The 16,402-nt window shown below is 72.5% G+C and carries 17 protein-coding genes; 5 read left to right on the forward strand and 12 right to left on the reverse strand.

All coding sequences use genetic code 11. The annotated features are described in order from the left end of the window. Positions 1-5 precede the first annotated feature (5 nt). From ACH4DZ_RS16910 to ACH4DZ_RS16925, 4 genes are read left to right on the forward strand one after another with little or no spacing between them, the layout of a single operon-like run. A complete protein-coding gene (locus tag ACH4DZ_RS16910) occupies positions 6-1,175 on the forward strand; it encodes an ADP-ribosylglycohydrolase family protein (RefSeq protein ID WP_398287888.1) in 1,170 nt (389 codons plus the stop codon). Continuing rightward, positions 1,172-2,650 (forward strand): ADP-ribosylglycohydrolase family protein, encoded by a 1,479-nt coding sequence (locus tag ACH4DZ_RS16915; protein WP_398287889.1) that lies wholly within the window; start codon positions 1,172-1,174, stop codon positions 2,648-2,650. Before ACH4DZ_RS16910 ends, ACH4DZ_RS16915 begins: the two co-directional genes overlap by 4 nt. After that, positions 2,647-3,876 (forward strand): CaiB/BaiF CoA transferase family protein, encoded by a 1,230-nt coding sequence (locus ACH4DZ_RS16920; protein WP_398287891.1) that lies wholly within the window; start codon positions 2,647-2,649, stop codon positions 3,874-3,876. Before ACH4DZ_RS16915 ends, ACH4DZ_RS16920 begins: the two co-directional genes overlap by 4 nt. Next, positions 3,873-4,712: an HpcH/HpaI aldolase/citrate lyase family protein gene (locus ACH4DZ_RS16925; RefSeq protein ID WP_398287892.1), complete on the forward strand. Its 840-nt coding sequence runs from the start codon at positions 3,873-3,875 to the stop codon at positions 4,710-4,712. The genes ACH4DZ_RS16920 and ACH4DZ_RS16925 overlap by 4 nt, the downstream gene beginning before the upstream one ends. A gap of 71 nt (positions 4,713-4,783) precedes the next feature. Here ACH4DZ_RS16925 and lgt read toward each other — a convergent pair whose 3' ends face one another. The 11 genes from lgt to hisI all read right to left on the reverse strand — a co-directional run bounded on the left by lgt (position 4,784) and on the right by hisI (position 14,126). Next, positions 4,784-5,842 carry a prolipoprotein diacylglyceryl transferase gene (gene lgt, locus ACH4DZ_RS16930; protein ID WP_398287894.1) on the reverse strand — a complete coding sequence of 353 codons (1,059 nt, stop codon included), beginning with the start codon at positions 5,840-5,842 and terminating at the stop codon, positions 4,784-4,786. A 127-nt stretch (positions 5,843-5,969) separates the two neighbouring features. Beyond that, complete coding sequence (locus ACH4DZ_RS16935; protein ID WP_398287895.1) at positions 5,970-6,746, reverse strand: DsbA family protein; 777 nt, start codon at positions 6,744-6,746, stop codon at positions 5,970-5,972. Positions 6,747-6,837: 91 nt separating this feature from the next. Then, entirely contained in the window at positions 6,838-7,653 is an 816-nt protein-coding gene (gene trpA / locus ACH4DZ_RS16940) for a tryptophan synthase subunit alpha (RefSeq protein WP_398287896.1), read from the reverse strand. Continuing rightward, positions 7,650-8,942, reverse strand: coding sequence for a tryptophan synthase subunit beta (trpB, locus tag ACH4DZ_RS16945; RefSeq protein ID WP_398287898.1), 1,293 nt, complete (start codon positions 8,940-8,942; stop codon positions 7,650-7,652). Before trpB ends, trpA begins: the two co-directional genes overlap by 4 nt. Before the next feature lie 170 nt (positions 8,943-9,112). After that, on the reverse strand, positions 9,113-9,376 hold the full coding sequence (gene trpM, locus ACH4DZ_RS16950) for a tryptophan biosynthesis modulator TrpM (protein ID WP_398287899.1): 264 nt from the start codon (positions 9,374-9,376) through the stop codon (positions 9,113-9,115). Between the two features lie 9 nt (positions 9,377-9,385). Beyond that, complete coding sequence (gene trpC, locus ACH4DZ_RS16955) at positions 9,386-10,195, reverse strand: indole-3-glycerol phosphate synthase TrpC (RefSeq protein WP_398287900.1); 810 nt, start codon at positions 10,193-10,195, stop codon at positions 9,386-9,388. A gap of 182 nt (positions 10,196-10,377) precedes the next feature. Continuing rightward, the gene (locus tag ACH4DZ_RS16960; RefSeq protein WP_398287901.1) at positions 10,378-10,839 is read right to left on the reverse strand and encodes a DUF2752 domain-containing protein; all 462 of its coding nucleotides are present in this window, start codon (positions 10,837-10,839) and stop codon (positions 10,378-10,380) included. A gap of 89 nt (positions 10,840-10,928) precedes the next feature. Continuing rightward, the gene (locus ACH4DZ_RS16965) at positions 10,929-11,162 is read right to left on the reverse strand and encodes an HGxxPAAW family protein (RefSeq protein WP_398287902.1); all 234 of its coding nucleotides are present in this window, start codon (positions 11,160-11,162) and stop codon (positions 10,929-10,931) included. 233 nt (positions 11,163-11,395) lie between these two features. Continuing rightward, positions 11,396-12,037, reverse strand: coding sequence for a TIGR02234 family membrane protein (locus ACH4DZ_RS16970; protein WP_398288303.1), 642 nt, complete (start codon positions 12,035-12,037; stop codon positions 11,396-11,398). 170 nt (positions 12,038-12,207) lie between these two features. Next, positions 12,208-13,695: an anthranilate synthase component I gene (locus ACH4DZ_RS16975; RefSeq protein WP_398287903.1), complete on the reverse strand. Its 1,488-nt coding sequence runs from the start codon at positions 13,693-13,695 to the stop codon at positions 12,208-12,210. 11 nt (positions 13,696-13,706) lie between these two features. Beyond that, complete coding sequence (gene hisI, locus ACH4DZ_RS16980) at positions 13,707-14,126, reverse strand: phosphoribosyl-AMP cyclohydrolase (RefSeq protein WP_398287904.1); 420 nt, start codon at positions 14,124-14,126, stop codon at positions 13,707-13,709. Positions 14,127-14,242: 116 nt separating this feature from the next. Here hisI and ACH4DZ_RS16985 point away from each other — a divergent pair, with 116 nt between their 5' ends. Continuing rightward, entirely contained in the window at positions 14,243-14,878 is a 636-nt protein-coding gene (locus ACH4DZ_RS16985) for a TIGR03085 family metal-binding protein (protein WP_398287905.1), read from the forward strand. 111 nt (positions 14,879-14,989) lie between these two features. Here the strand turns inward: ACH4DZ_RS16985 and ACH4DZ_RS16990 are convergent, their stop codons facing one another. After that, complete coding sequence (locus ACH4DZ_RS16990) at positions 14,990-16,402, reverse strand: MFS transporter (protein WP_398287906.1); 1,413 nt, start codon at positions 16,400-16,402, stop codon at positions 14,990-14,992.

The following is a 16,402-nucleotide window of genomic DNA, read 5'->3' on the forward strand; positions in this document are numbered from 1 at the left end:
GGGCCATGACCCCCAAAACCGCAGAAACAAGAACAGGAACAAGACCGGCGGCGCTCGACGAACGGATCACCGGAGCCCTCGTCGGAGCCGCCGTCGGCGACGCGCTCGGCGGCCCCGTGGAGGGCTACTCCCCCGAGCAGATCGCCGAACGGCACGGCGGACGCGTCCACGGCATCGTCGGTCCCTGGCACGGCGACGACTGGCGCACGGCACGCCCCGTCGCCCCGTACCACAAGGGCGACGGACACGTCACCGACGACACTTTGATGACCCACGCGCTGGTACGGGTCTACGCGACGGTCCGCGACCACCTGGACGCGTACGCCGTCGCCGGACACCTGGTGCCCGACCTGATGACGACGCCCCGCTGGATCCCGGAACTCGAAGCGGACGCCCTGCCCCTGCAGCGGATCTTCCTCGCCGAGAAGTGGCTGGTGGCCCGGATCCACTACGGCCACGTGGACCCGCGCGAGGCCGGCACCGGCAACATCGTCAACTGCGGTGCCGCGATGTACATGGCCCCGGTCGGCCTGGTCAACGCGGCGAACCCGGCGGGCGCGTACGCCGAGGCCCTCGACGTCGCGGGCGCCCACCAGTCGTCGTACGGGCGCGAGGCGGCCGGTGTCTTCGCGGCGGCCGTGGCGGCGGCCTGCACCCCCGGCGCGACCCCGGACTCGGTGGTCGAGGCCTGTCTCGCCGTCGCGAAGGACGGCACACGGGCCGCGATCGAGACGGTCTGCGACACGGCCACGCGGTACTCGGACTTCGAGTCGGCGCTGCGTCCCCTGCGTGCGGCGGTCGCCCCGTACGACACGGTCGGCCCGGACTACCGCAGCCCGTCCCTGGGTGCCCGCCGCCCCTCCCGCATCCACTCGATCGAGGAACTGCCGGTGGCGCTGGCCATGTTGCTGGTCTCCGGCGGCGACTACCGGCACGCGGTGCTGGGTTCGGTGAACTACGGCCGGGACTGCGACTCCATCGCGACGATGTCCGGCGCTCTCGCGGGCGCCCTGGGCGCGGAGATCCCGTCCGACTGGGCCAAGACGGTGGCGGAGGCCAGCCGCCTGGACCTGAAGGCCCCCGCGCGCACCCTCACCGAGGTGACGCGGGAGATCTTCGCGCGAGACGTCACCCGCCGCCGCGCCCACGAGACGGCGTACGCGGAGCTGTCATGACGCCTCCGCTGCGCCTGACCTGGGTCCAGCCGGAGGACCTCCTGGGCCACGAACTCCGCCAGGCGGGCCAGGACGGCCGCGAACCATCGGCCGTCGCCGCCCGCTGGCGGACAGCGGCCGGCCCGGACGCCCCGCTCCGCGCGGGCGCATCGCCCACTCCGGCCTCCCCCTACCTACGAGCCCTGGCCCAGGACCTCCTGGACGAACTGGCAGACCTGCCCAGCGCCTTGACGGACAACGAGCCGACAGCCCTCACCAGGATCCGGGCCCGCTGCCCGAACTGGCCCGCCAACGGAGCGGGGGGTGCGGGGGCGCAGCCCCCGCCTTCGGGAAGGGGCGGGGTCAGGGAAGAGATCCCCCTGACCCCAGCCACTCTCCACCTCCGTCTGGAAGGCGCCTGGCTGGGCAGAGCCGTCGGCTGCCTCCTGGGCAAACCGGTGGAGAAACTCCCCCTGACCGGCATCCGCCAACTGGCCAGGGCGACCGGCAACTGGCCCCTCACCACCTGGTTCACGGAACGCGGCCTGACACCCGAGCTCAGAGCGGAACACCCCTGGAACCGCCGCTCCGCCCCCACCTCCCTCGCCGAGAACATCGACGGCATGCCGGAGGACGACGACCTCAACTACCCCCTCCTGAACCTCCTCCTGCTCCAACGCCACGGCAGACACTTCACCACCACGGACGTGGCCCGCCTCTGGCTGGACGAGCTCCCGGCAGGCCGTACGTTCACGGCGGAACGTGTCGCCTACCGCAACCTCCTCGACGGCATCGAACCCCCGCACACGGCCCGTCACCGCAACCCGTTCCGCGAATGGATCGGCGCCCTGATCCGCGCGGACGTCCACGGCTGGACCAACCCGGGCGACCCCGCGACCGCCGCGGAACAGGCATACCGGGACGCCACCCTCACCCACACGGCCAACGGCGTCTACGCGGCGATGTTCACGGCGGCCGTCATCGCGGAGGCGGCCACCGGCAGGAGCGACATCCACGCCTGCCTCCGTACGGGCCTCACGGTCGTCCCCCCGGACTCCCGCCTGGCCCGAGCGATCCGTCACGCCGTCCAACTGGCGACCGGGCACCAGGACTTCGACCGGATCGTGGACGAACTGCACGCCACCCACTCCTCGTACCACTGGGTCCACGCCGTCCCCAACACGGCCCTGCTCGCCGCCGCCCTCACCCACGCGGACGGCGACTTCACAGCCTCCATCTGCCGGGCGGTGTCGGGCGGTTGGGACACCGACTCGAACGGCGCGACGGCCGGTTCGATCACGGGCCTGCTCGCGGGCGCCCCCGAGGCGATCCCGTCCCGCTGGACGACTCCCCTGAAGAACCGCCTGGCCACGACCGTCGGCGACTTCGACGGAACGGGCTTCGACACCCTCGCCCGGCTGACCGCCCGGCTGACCACGCGCCCGGACGCGCAGCCGGACCCCCGCCCCCTTCCCACGGAGGCCCCGCACCCATGACCCCCAGCACCATGACCAGCGCCACCACCCCGACCACCCCGACGGCACCTCTCGACGGCCTCCGCGTCCTCGACCTGGCGACCCTCTTCGCCGGCCCCCTCGCCGCCACGATGCTCGGTGACTTCGGCGCGGAGGTCGTCAAGGTCGAGCACCCCCGCAGACCGGATCCGTCCCGCGGCCACGGCCCGTCGAAGGACGGCATCGGCCTCTGGTGGAAACTCCTCGGCCGCAACAAACGCACGATGACCCTGGACCTCTCCACGTACGGCGGACGCGACACCCTGCTGCGCCTCGCCGCCTCCGCCGACGTGATCATCGAGAACTTCCGGCCGGGCACGCTGGAGAAGTGGGACCTCGGCTGGGAGGAACTGTCGGCCGCCAACCCCCGCCTGGTGCTCGCCCGGGTCACCGGCTTCGGCCAGTTCGGGCCCTACTCGCGCCGCCCCGGCTTCGGCACCCTCGCCGAGGCGATGAGCGGTTTCGCCGCGATCACCGGTGAACCGGACGCCCCGCCGGTCCTGCCGCCCTTCGGCCTCGCCGACTCGATCGCGGGCCTGGCCACCGCGTACGCGGTGATGACGGCCCTGTCGGCACGCGACCGCACGGGACGCGGACAGGTCGTGGACATGGCGATCATCGAGCCGATCCTCACGGTCCTCGGCCCGCAGCCGCTCTGGTACGACCAGTTGGGCCATGTCCAGGCCCGTACCGGCAACCGCTCGCAGAACAACGCGCCGCGCAACACCTACCGCACCGCCGACGGCACCTGGGTCGCCGTCTCGACCTCCGCCCAGTCGGTCGCCGAACGCGTGATGCGCCTGGTCGGCCGCCCCGAGCTGGTCACCGAACCGTGGTTCGCCTCGGGCGCGGACCGGGCCCGCCACACCGACGTCCTCGACGAGGCGGTCGGTTCGTGGATCGCCCGGCACACCCGCGCCGACGTCATCGACGCCTTCGAGAAGGCGGAGGCCGCGGTGGCCCCCGTCCAGGACGTACGCGATGTCATGGAGGACCCGCAGTACGCCGCCCTCGACTCGATCACCACCGTCGACGATCCCGAACTGGGCCCGCTGCGCATGCAGAACGTCCTCTTCCGCCTCACCGACACCCCCGGCGGAATCCGCTGGGCAGGCCGCCCGCACGGCGCCGACACGGACGCGGTCCTCACCGAACTCGGCCTGACGGAAGACGAGATCACCAAACTCCGTGCGGAGGGCGCCCTGTGACCACACAGGTCCGGACGCGGGTCCCGCTCACCTGGCTCTACGTCCCCGGCGACCGCCCCGGGACGGTGGCGAAGGCGCTGACCGCCGGCGCCGACGTGGTCCTCGTCGACCTGGAGGACGCGGTCGCCCCCGACCGCAAGGAGTACGCCCGCGCCGCCACCGCCGACCTGCTCGCCGAGCCGCCCCCGGTCCCGGTCCACGTCCGCGTCAACGCCCTGGACGGCCCGGAGTTCACCGCCGACCTCCACGCCCTCCGCACCCCGGCCGCGCTCGGCACCCTCACGGGCCTGCGCCTGCCGAAGGTCTCCTCCCCCGCCGAGATCCTGCGGACGACGGAACTCGTCCCGCGCCTCCCCCTGTACGCCCTCCTGGAATCGGCCCTGGCCGTCGAGCACGCCTTCGCCATCGCCACGGCCCATCCCGCCCTGCACGGCATCGCGCTCGGCGAGACCGACCTACGGGCCGACCTGGGCGTACGCGCCGACGCGGGCCTCGACTGGCCGCGCTCCCGAGTGGTCGTGGCCGCCCGCGCGGCGGGCCTCGCCCCACCGCCGCAGTCCGTCCACCCTGACGTGCGCGACCTCGCGGGGCTCGCCGCGTCCTGCGCACACGGCCGTGACCTGGGCTTCTTCGGCCGCGCGGCCATCCACCCCCGTCAGCTCCCGGTGATCGAGGCCGCCTACCTCCCGACCCAGGAGGAGATCGAAACGGCCGAGACGATCCTCGGTGCGGCGGCCACCCACTCCGGCGCCCAGGCCCTCCCCGACGGCCGCTTCATCGACACGGCGGTGGTGGCGGGGGCGCACCGCACCCTGGCGCTGGCCCGCCGTACGTAGGAACCGCGGCGGGTACGTGGAAGGGGGCGCCCCCGGAACTCGGGGCGCCCCCTTCCACGTAGCCGCGGAGGTCAGGACTTCTTGGCCGACCCGGCCTCGTCCTTCTCCTCCACCTTGTCCTCTGCCTTGTCCTCTGCCTCGGCTTCTTCCGTGGCTTCCGCCTTGGTCTCCGCCTTGGCTTCTGCCTCGGATTCTGCCTTGGTCTTTTCCTTCTTCTCGGCGGAGTCGGCGTCGGCGGCCTCTGCCTCGGTGTCGTCCTCGGACTTCTTGTCCAGGTCCACCGCGGCGCCGTCCTCGTCCGTGTCGTCGTCCGGGGCGGCCGGTTCGACGACCTCCTCGCGGCCCGGCCTGCGTCGCGCCGACAGCACGATGTAGACCACGGCGAGGACGAAGACGACGATCGAGGTCCAGCCGTTCAGCCGGAGCCCCAGGAAGTGGTGCGCCTCGTCGACACGCATGTACTCGATCCAGAAGCGGCCCACGCAGTACGCGGCGACGTACAGCGCGAAGGCGCGCCCGTGGCCCAGCTTGAAGCGGCGGTCGGCCCAGATGACGAGCACCGCGACACCGATGCACCACAACGACTCGTACAGGAACGTCGGGTGGTAGTAGCCGGGCTCCCGGCCGTCCGTCACGGACGTGATGTGCAGCGCCCAGGGCAGGTCGGTCTCGCGCCCGTACAGCTCCTGGTTGAACCAGTTGCCCCAGCGGCCGATGGCCTGCGCGAGGGCGATGCCGGGGGCGAGGGCGTCGGCCCAGGCGGGCAGCGGGATCCCTCGGCGGCGGCACCCGATCCAGGCACCGACCGCGCCGAGCGCGATGGCCCCCCAGATACCGAGGCCGCCCTCCCAGATCTTGAAGGCGTCGACCCAGTCCTGACCCTCGCTGAAGTACAGCTGGTAGTCGGTGATGACGTGGTACAAACGCCCGCCGACGAGGCCGAACGGCACGGCCCACACGGCGATGTCCGCCACGGTGCCTGGTCGGCCCCCGCGCGCGACCCAGCGCCTGTTGCCGAGCCAGACGGCTACGAAGACGCCGATGATGATGCAGAACGCGTAGCCACGCAGCGGAATGGGGCCGAGGTGCAGCACACCGCGCGAGGGGCTGGGGATATAGGCAAGTTCCATGGCGGGGTCGACGCTACCCTGCCGGGCGGCACGTACGGCAACCCGCCCGGGCTACGGGTCCATAACGAGACCGCGCGCAACCCCCCGGAGCCCGGCCGGGGACACCCGGCCGGTCCGCCCGCCGGACTCACGCCTTGTCGGCCTGCTGCACCATCTGCTGCAGCTTGGCCGGGGTCATGGTCTGGTCCTGGTAGATGTTCTTCCCGTTCAGCAGGACCGTCGGTGTGCCGCTGAAGCCGCCGCCCTGGAAGGCCTGATGGGACTTGGCCACCCAGCTGTCGTGCGTGCCGTCCTCGACGCACTTCTCGAACGTGCCGGTGGTGAGCCCGTCGACCTTGCCGGCCAGCTCGATCAGCTTGCTGTTCTTCGCGTACGCGTCGTCCGTCTCGGCGGGCTGGTTCTCGAACAGCACGTCGTGGTACGCGGGGAACTTCCCGGCGTCCTGGGCGCACGCGGCGGCGTTGGCGGCACGCAGCGAGCCGCTGCCGCGCATGTTCCCGTCGATCAGGGTCGCCAGGTGGTACTCGACCTTCAGCTGTCCGGATTCCGTCAGCTCGTGGATCGTCGAGCGGTAGCCGTCCTCGAAGCTCTTGCAGGCCGGGCAGCGGAAGTCCTCCCACACGGTGAGGGTCGACCTCGCGCTCTCCTTGCCGACGGGGATGGCGAGGCTGTCGTCGCCGTTCGCCCCCGAGGGGGCCGTCAGCGGGCCCGCCTCGGTGTCCGCCTTGTCGTCGCCCGAGTTCGCGGCCAGAACGCCGATCACCCCGGCCAGGGCCAGTACGCAGACGATCGCTCCGCCCACGACCAGCACCCGGCGGCGCTTGTCGGCCGTCTTCTGCTTGTCTCGCTCTTCCGCCAGCCGCTCGCGGGCGGTGCGCTTTCCCTCACGGTTCTTCTCGCTCACATCCCGCAGAACGAACCGGGGAGGCGCACCGCGCCTCCCCGGCCCCAGGTCCACCCGTTCGAGTGAGCGAACCGTTCATCACACCGTGTCGCTACACCGCGCCGCGCACGCCCTTGGCCAGGTCGGCGGCGAGAGCGCGTACGGCGTCCAGGCCCGCGGCCTCGTCGGGGGCGTCCAGCATCAGCTTCACGAAGGCCGAACCGACGATGACGCCGTCGGCGAAGCCGGCGACCTCGGCCGCCTGTACGGCGTTCGAGACGCCGAGGCCGACACAGACCGGCAGGTCGGTGGTGGCCTTGGTGCGCCGGACGAGGTCCTGCGCCTGGGCGCCCACGGACGCGCGGGTGCCGGTGACCCCCATCAGCGAGGCCGCGTACACGAAGCCGGAACCGGCCGCGGTGATGTCGGCGAGGCGGGCGTCCTTGCTGCTCGGGGCGACGACGAAGACGGTCGCGAGGCCGTGCTTCTCCGCGTGCTCCCTCCACAGCGCCGACTCCTGGACGGGGAGGTCGGGCAGGATGCACCCGGCGCCGCCCGCCTCGGCCAGCTCGGCGGTGAAGCGCTCGACGCCGTAGCGGTCGATGGGGTTCCAGTACGTCATCACGAGCACCGGCTTCCCGGTCGCCTCGTACGCCTCGCGGACCGTGCGCATCACGTCCGCGATCTTGACGCCGCCACGCAGGGCGATGTCGTCGGCGGTCTGGATGACGGGTCCGTCCAGGACGGGGTCGCTGTGCGGCAGCCCGACCTCGACGACGTCCGCGCCGCCGTCGAAGACGGCCCTGATCGCCGCGATGCCGCCGTCCACGGTCGGGAATCCCGCCGGCAGGTACGCGATCAGCGCGGACCGGCCCGCCGCCTTCGCCCCGGCGAGGGTGTCACTCAACAGCTGTACGTTGCCGCTCACTTGGCGTCCCCCTCGATCTCGGCGGTGTCACTGTCGGCGTCCGCCTCCACGACGGCGTCCGCGCCCTCGTCGTACAGGCCGAAGTACCGCGCGGCCGTGTCCATGTCCTTGTCGCCGCGGCCCGAGAGGTTGACGACGATCAGCCCGTCCGGGCCGAGTTCCCTGCCGACCTCCAGGGCTCCGGCGAGCGCGTGGGCGCTCTCGATCGCCGGGATGATGCCCTCGGTGCGGGAGAGCAGGCGCAGTGCCTGCATGGCCGCGTCGTCGGTGACGGCCCGGTACTCGCCCCGGCCGCTGTCCTTGAGGTAGGCGTGCTCGGGACCGATGCCCGGGTAGTCCAGTCCGGCCGAGATCGAGTAGGGCTCGGTGATCTGGCCCTCCTCGTCCTGGAGGACGTAACTGCGGGAGCCGTGCAGGATGCCCGGTTCGCCGGCCGTCAGGGTGGCCGCGTGCTCGCCGGTCTCGATGCCGTGTCCGGCGGGCTCGCAGCCGATGAGGCGTACGTCCGCGTCCGGGATGAAGGCGTGGAAGAGGCCGATGGCGTTCGAACCGCCGCCGACGCAGGCCACGGCCGCGTCGGGGAGGCGGCCCGCGCGCTCCAGGATCTGCCGCCTGGCCTCGACGCCGATGACGCGGTGGAAGTCGCGGACCATCGCCGGGAAGGGGTGCGGTCCGGCGACCGTGCCGAACAGGTAGTGGGTGCGGTCGACGTTGGCGACCCAGTCGCGGAAGGCCTCGTTGATGGCGTCCTTCAGCGTGCGGCTGCCGGACTTCACGGCGATGACCTCGGCGCCGAGCATGCGCATCCGGGCCACGTTCAGGGCCTGGCGCCGCGTGTCGATCTCGCCCATGTAGATGGTGCATTCGAGGCCGAACAGCGCGCACGCGGTGGCCGTGGCGACGCCGTGCTGTCCGGCGCCGGTCTCGGCGATGACGCGGGTCTTGCCCATGCGCTTGGTGAGGAGGGCCTGGCCGAGCACGTTGTTGATCTTGTGGGAGCCGGTGTGGTTGAGGTCTTCCCGCTTCAGGAAGATCCGGGCGCCCCCGGCGTGCTCGGCGAACCGCTCGACCTCGGTGAGGGAGCTGGGCCGACCGGTGTAGTGGACGAGCAGGTCGTCCAGTTCCCGGGCGAACTCCGGGTCGGACTTGGCCTTGTCGTACTCGACGGCGACCTCGTCCACGGCGGCGACCAGCGCCTCCGGGATGAACTTGCCGCCGAACGCGCCGAAGTAGCCCTCAGCACTGGGAATTTGGCCGTCGGGGTCGGGAATGAAGAACTCGCTGGACATGCGGTTACCTCGCAGGGGCGTCGGCCCCGGGATTGGTAGGAATGGAGTTACGTGGATCGCATGTCACCGTCGATGAGGCAGCGCCCCGAAGGGGCGCGGGGAACTGCGCGACCAGCCCCCACCGGCCCGCGGGTAATCGCCGGACCTCCAGCGGAACGCTAGAACGCGGCTCAGCCCACCGCAGGTGACACGCGCCGACGCCATCGCATGCCGTTCACCTGACCCGGCTCGTCGCCGATGACGTACCGCACCCGGCGACCGTGCACGCGCCGCGCGGGCGCCCGGCAGCCGCGCGGACGGCAGCCGCGGGCGAGCCGGGCGTAGGGGCCGGCGGCCGGTGAGATCCCCGCGGCGACGGACCGGACGCACGCCGGACGACCGTCGGGGCGGAAGCCCGGACGGGTGGTCGCGGCGGGGATGCGGCCGGCGTTCATCGGGAGAGGTCAGCCCCGTCCGTGCCGCAGCGCGGGGTGCGCGCCCGCGGCGACCAGGTCCGAGACGGCGGTCTTCGGGTCCCGGCCGGTCACCAGGGACTCACCGACGAGTACGGCGTCGGCGCCCGCGTTGGCGTAGGCGATGAGGTCGTGCGGGCCGCGGACACCGGACTCGGCGATCTTCACGATGTGCGCGGGGATCTCGGGCGCGATGCGCTCGAAGGTGCCGCGGTCGACCTTGAGGTCCTTGAGGTTGCGCGCGTTGACGCCGATGACCTTCGCCCCGGCGTCCACCGCCCGGTCGATCTCGTCCTCGTCGTGCACCTCGACGAGCGGGGTGAGCCCGATGGACTCGGCGCGCTCGACGAGGGACTCCAGGGCGGGCTGGTCGAGGGCGGCCACGATGAGCAGCGCGAGGTCGGCCCCGTACGCCCGGGCCTCCCACAGCTGGTACGACGTGACGATGAAGTCCTTGCGCAGCACCGGGATGTCGACCCGGGCCCGGACGGCCTCCAGGTCGGCGAGGGAGCCGCCGAAGCGGCGCTGCTCGGTGAGCACGGAGATGACGGCCGCGCCGCCCGCCTCGTAGTCCGCGGCGAGGGCTGCGGGGTCGGCGATCGCGGCGAGGGCGCCCTTGGACGGGCTGGAGCGCTTGACCTCGCAGATGACTTTGACGCCGTCGCCGCGCAGGGCCGCGACACCGTCCTTGGCAGGCTGAGCCTTCGCGGCGCGCTCCTTGAGCTCGTCGAGGCTGACGCGCGCCTGCCGTTCCGCGAGGTCGGCACGGACTCCGTCGATGATCTCGTCGAGCACACTCACGCGAGCGGCCCCCTTCCCTGACGGTGAACGGTTGAAGCGGTTAAGCGGTCGAAGCGGTCCTGCTGTCGACCGGGTTTCGTCGCATCGGGCGAAACCGGTGGTCACTGCGATGGTATCCGCAGGAGGGCTCGGGCCTCACATCCGGTTGACGCCGGTCCCACTACCTGGACGTTCGCTGTTGATCAAGGGTGCAGCCAGCCACCGAACGGCAGGTTCCGGACAACGGTGAAGACCAGCGTCAACGCGCCCAGGCTCCACAGCAGGGACGGCCCGGGATCGACGCGCATCGGGCGGCCCCGGGCCGTGCGGACCACCCAGACGGCCCACAGCACGGCGAAGACCAGATAGCCGAGCACGGCGAGCGCGTTGGCCCCGAAGGCCGCCCCCAGGTCCCCGTGCACGACGGCGTGGGCGCTGCGCAGCCCTCCGCAGCCGGGGCAGTACAGGCCCGTGTGGCGGAGCAGTGGGCAGGCGGGGTAGTGGCCGGGTTCGTTCGGGTCGACGGCTCCCACGTACGCGAAGGCCGCGGCGACGGCCAGCAGGATCCCGCCGGGCACGGCGAGCCGCCGTACCGCGGCCACGGCGGCGGCCACGGATCCGGGAGCGGGCGTCACCCTCTGGGATTCGGCGTTCACGCGTCGCATTCTGCCGCGCCGGGGTGTCGGCCGCACATGGCGGGAGGCGGTCCCGGCCCTTTACGAGCCGGACCCGCCTCCTGGGCAGCTCGCCGTGGTCAGCTCTCGGCCGACGCCACCTGGTGGGTGGGGTGCGAGTTCTTCGGCTGGCCGAGGCCCGCCGCGCGCATCGCCACGCCGACCACGCCGCCGAGGACGACGATCACCATGCCGGCCCAGAAGCCCAGCGGGCTGGCCAGCACCATGAAGGCACCGGAGACGCAGAAACCGATGAAGGCGATGATGACACCGGTCCAGGCGGCCGGGGTGTGGCCGTGGCTGCTGCCCGCCATGACTTGCTCCTCGTTGCTGTACGTGTATGAGCCGGACGCTCGCTCCCATTGTCCCGCACGGGAGTGTGTGCGGTTCCACTGGGGTTCGCGGACGGGTGCGGGTGCGCGGGGGTCGACCGCACCCATGAGGGGCGCGGGGAACGGCGCGATCTTTTGCCCTTAAGGGGCGCGGGGAACTGCGCGAACGACCCCCACCGGACCCGCACCCTGAAACGCGACGCGCCGTGGAACGGTCACGCCCCGGTAGGGTCCTCGCCCCGGTCCAGCGCCTTCCAAATCTCCTCGGGCCGATCGGGATCGACGGGCGCCCGAACGCGCCGGGGCCGAGGCGTCCCGTCCCGCTCGTACCGCCCCGACATGGTCGGCCACGACCGCCCGTACCGCAGCGCCAGCAGCCCCGCGAGCAACAGCAGCAGTCCGCCCACCGCGGCCACGTACGGCCAGCCGGTGTGCGTCATGGTGCCCACGGTCGCGGCGGTGTCCCCGGTGGCCGCCGCGGCCTTCTCGTCCAGCGCGGAGCTGTCGGAGAGACCGAGGAGCGCCGCGGCGATCGTGCCCGCGCCGGAGAGCGCGAGGAGCCCGGCGACCAGGAAGCGGCCGGCCCGGCGGACGGCGAAGACGGCGACGAGGGAGGCGAGTCCCACGATCGCCAGGGAGGCGGGGACGCCCGTGACGTCACTGCCTGAGGCGCTCAGCGGGAAGTCGCCACCGGCCACGGTCGCCGTGCCGCCCGACCAGCCGCGCCGGGTGGCGAGCAGCACGAGGGCCGCGCCGAGCGCGCCGGACAACAGGGCGACGGCGAGGCTTCGGCGGCCGGAACGGGCGGGCCCGGGAGCTTCGGATCGGGGGTGCGGTACAGCAGTCACGTACCCCACTATCGCCTGAACTCCGGGCGAACCGTCACCCGAGGACACGTGAGCCACGTCGCACTGCCCGCGAATGTCTCCTTGTCGACCTCGTCATCGACCTCGTCATCGACTTCAGCATCGCCCTCGTCATCGACCTCGTCACGTGGGCCGCCCCGGGCCCGTCGGGCGGGCGCCCGTCAGGCGAGCCGGTTGGCCGTGTGGACCGCGCGCAGGACCGCCGCCGCCTTGTTGCGGCACTCGGTGTCCTCGGCGACGGGATCCGAGTCGGCGACGACCCCGGCGCCCGCCTGCACGTACGCCGTCCCGTCCCGCAGCAGGGCCGTACGGATGGCGATGGCGGTGTCGGAGTCGCCCGCGAAGTCGAGGTAGCCGACGCAGCCGCCGTACAGACCGCGCCGCGAGGGCTCCAGTTCGTCGATGATCTGCATCGCGCGGGGCTTGGGGGCGCCGGAGAGGGTACCGGCGGGGAAGCAGGCGGTCAGTACGTCGAAGGCCGTACGGCCCTCGGCGACCTTGCCGGTGACGGTCGACACGATGTGCATGACGTGCGAGTAGCGCTCGATGGACATGAAGTCGACGACCTCCACCGAGCCCGGCTCGCAGACCCGCCCCAGGTCGTTGCGGCCCAGGTCGACGAGCATCAGGTGCTCGGCGCGCTCCTTGGGGTCGGAGATCAGCTCGTCGGCGAGGGCCTGGTCCTCCTGGACGGTGGCGCCGCGCGGCCGGGTGCCGGCGATGGGGTGGACCATCGCCCGCCCGTCCTCGACCTTGACCAGGGCCTCCGGGGAGGACCCCACGACGTCGAAGCCGTCGAAGCGGAAGAGGTACATGTACGGGGAGGGGTTGGTCGCCCGCAGGACCCGGTAGACGTCCAGCGCGCTCGCCGTGCACGCCGTCTCGAAACGCTGGGAGGGGACGACCTGGAAGGCCTCGCCCGCCCGGATGCGCTCCTTGATGTCCTCGACGGCGACCTGGTAGTCGGGGCCGCCCCACAGCGCGGTGTACTCGGGGAGCTCGGACGGCGGAAGCGCGGCCGGCGGCTGCGAGACGGGCCGCGAGAGGTCCGCCTCCATGGCGTCGAGGCGGGCCACGGCGTCGTGGAAGGCCTCGTCGACGCCCGTGTCGAGATCGTTGTGGTTGATCGCGTTGGCGATCAGCAGGACCGAGCCGTCCCAGTGGTCCAGGACCGCGAGGTCACTGGTGAGCAGCATGGTCAGTTCGGGCAGCTTCAGGTCGTCGCGCTCACCGGGGCCGATCTTCTCCAGGCGGCGCACGATGTCGTAGCCGAGGTAGCCGACCATGCCGCCCGTGAACGGCGGAAGCGCCTGGCCGTCGGCGAGGTCGTGCGGGGTGTGCAGGGTCTCGATGGTGGCGCGCAGCGCCGCGAGGGGGTCGCCGTCGGCCGGGACCCCGACGGGCGGGGTGCCCAGCCAGTGCGCCTGTCCGTCGCGCTCGGTGAGGGTGGCGGCGGAGCGGACCCCCACGAAGGAGTAGCGGGACCACGTGCGGCCGTTCTCCGCGGACTCCAGGAGAAACGTGCCGGGGCGTTCGGCGGCGAGCTTGCGGTAGAGCGCGACGGGCGTGTCGCCGTCCGCGAGGAGCTTGCGGCTGACGGGGATGACACGCCGGTCGGTGGCCAGCTTGCGGAAGGTGTCGAGGTCCATGGCCGCTGACCTTACTGATCCACGGCGGGCACGCCGGAACCGGCGTCTCCGGCGTCTCCGGCGTCCTTGAGGAGCACGTCGGCGTCGAAGCAGGTGCGGTCGCCGGTGTGGCAGGCGGCGCCCACCTGGTCGACCTTGACCAGCACGGTGTCGGCGTCGCAGTCGAGCGCGACGGACTTGACCCACTGGAAGTGCCCGGAGGTGTCGCCCTTGACCCAGTACTCCTGGCGGCTGCGCGACCAGTAGGTGCACCGGCCGGTCGTCAGCGTGCGATGCAGCGCCTCGTCGTCCATCCAGCCGAGCATCAGCACCTCACCGGTGTCGTACTGCTGGGCGATGGCGGGTACGAGCCCGTCGGCGCCGCGCCTGAGGCGTGCGGCGATCTCGGGGTCCAGGCCGCTGGGCCTGCTGGGCGTGGGCGTGCTGGTCATGCCGACCATTGTGCCGCGCCGGCCGCCCGCTCCCGGACGGCGTCCACTGGCTGAGAGCGGAGATCGATGGCCCGGAGGAGTGGGCGGACCGCCGGAGCGGTCGTAGGCTGGCAGACATGTCGACCCATGCGAAGCGTGAACGACTTCTCCTCGCCGATCTGTTGGAGGCCGAGGGGCCGGACGCCCCCACTCTGTGCGAGGGCTGGAACACCCGTGATCTCGCCGCCCATGTCGTGGTGCGCGAGCGCCGCCCGGACGCCGCCGGCGGCATCCTGATCAAGCAGCTCGCCTCAAGGCTCGACCGGGTGATGGCGGAGTTTGCCGCGAAGCCGTACGAGGAGCTGATCCAGCTCATCCGTACGGGACCGCCGCGTTTCTCGCCGTTCTCCCTGAAGCAGATCGACGAGGCGTCGAACGCGATCGAGTTCTACGTCCACACCGAGGACGTACGCCGTGCGCGGCCCGACTGGGTTCCCCGGGTGCTCGACCCGGTCTTCCAGGACGCCTTGTGGTCCCGTCTCGAACGCGCGGCCCGGCTGATGGGCCGGGGCGCGCCCACCGGTCTGGTCCTGCGCCGCCCGGACGGCCAGACGGTCGTCGCCCACAAGGGCACGCCCGTGGTCACGGTCACCGGCGAACCCTCCGAGCTGGTCCTCTTCGCCCACGGCCGGCAGGGCGTGGCCGATGTGGAGGTGGACGGCGACAAGGACGCGATCGCCAAGCTCCAGGAAACAAAACAACTGGGCCTGTAGACCGACCCTGCGGATCTATGGATCTGCGGGTCTGCAGGTCTATGGGTCTGCGGGCCGCTGATGCGGGCCCGCGCCCCTCAAGGGCGCGGGTGACCGCGCGGGCCGTCCCCCTCACCTAGGAAGTTCCGCGCGGCGCAACGCCCCGGAGCCGAGCCCCGTCAGCCCGCCGAGCGCGCACACTCCCGCGCTGGCGGCGAAGACGGGGCCGGTCCCCCAGAGCGTGATCGCCGCGCCGGTCAGCGGGAACGTGAGCGGGGCGAGCCCCAGACTGAAGAGATTCGCCACGGAGGTCACCCGCCCGACGAACGCGGGATCCGACTCGGTCTGCATCAGCGCCCCGCACAACGCCCCGCTCAGTCCGGCGAGCAGGCCGACGGCGAGCGCCACGCCGACGGCTGCGGCGAGCGTCGGCACGTACGCGATCGCCCCGACGGCGACGGCCCCGACGGCGATCGTCACGGACAGCACCAGCCCCGCGCGCGGCACCCGTCCCCGCACGGTCAGCAGCAGGGACATCGCTCCCGCCCCGGCCCCGAAGCCGGCCAGCACCCAGCCCATCCCCGAGGCACCCCAGCCGCGTTCGTCGGCCAGCAGCGTCAGTCCGACGTTCAGCGGCCCGACGAAACCCAGGTCGCTCAGCGCGATGACCACCATGAGCCGGGCGAGGACGGGGTTGCGCAGGATGTACTCCAGGCCGTCCCGCACATCCCGCGCGGCCGACGGTCGACCGGACCCCTGTGGTGCGACGGCCTCCTCCGGCCCGGCAGATGTCTCCGGCGCCGCAACCTGCTCGGAGCCGCCGGGCGCACCCAGTCCGGCGGGCAGCTCCCGTGTGCCGCTCCCTTCCGGCCCCGCGCGCCCCTCCTTTCCCGCAGGCAGCTCCCCTGCGGGTCGCCCCTCGTGCGGCTGCCGGCCGATCCGGACGGCCGCCAGCAGCGGCAGTGAGACCGCGAAGAGCAGCGCGGCCGCGCCGAAGGCCGCCGCGGCGCCGCCGAAGGCCACTCCGAGGCCGCCGAGCGGGGCACCCAGGACGCCTGCGAGACGGCTCGCCATGCCGCGCATGCCCTGCACGCGGGCCAGCTGGCCACGGGCGGTGATCCGGGCCGGCAGCGCGCCGAGCGCGGGCATGAGCACGGCGTCGACCACGCCGAAGACCAGAGCGAGCACCCCGAGCAGCCACAGCCCGGGGCTGCTGACGAGCAGCAGGACGGCGACGGTGAGCACCGCCGCGCACCGCACGCCGCTGCCGGTGAGCAGCACGCGACGCGGGCCGAAACGGTCGGCGATCACTCCCCCGCCCAGCATGAGCAGGGCGCGCGGTACGGCGCTCGCCGCCATCACGAGCCCGGCCTGCGAGGGCGTACCGGACCGCACGGCGGCCCAGGACAGCGCCACGTAGTAGACGTTGTCGCCGATCGCCGAGGAGGCGTACGCGCCGAGCCAGCGCAGGACGTCGGGGTCGCGGTGGGCGGGGCGGTCAGCGGCCGGCGTGGCCGTTTCGGAGATCGCGGGAGTGACGGTCAC

The sequence above is a fragment of the Streptomyces sp. NPDC017991 genome (assembly GCF_044328075.1).
GTDB lineage: Bacteria > Actinomycetota > Actinomycetes > Streptomycetales > Streptomycetaceae > Streptomyces.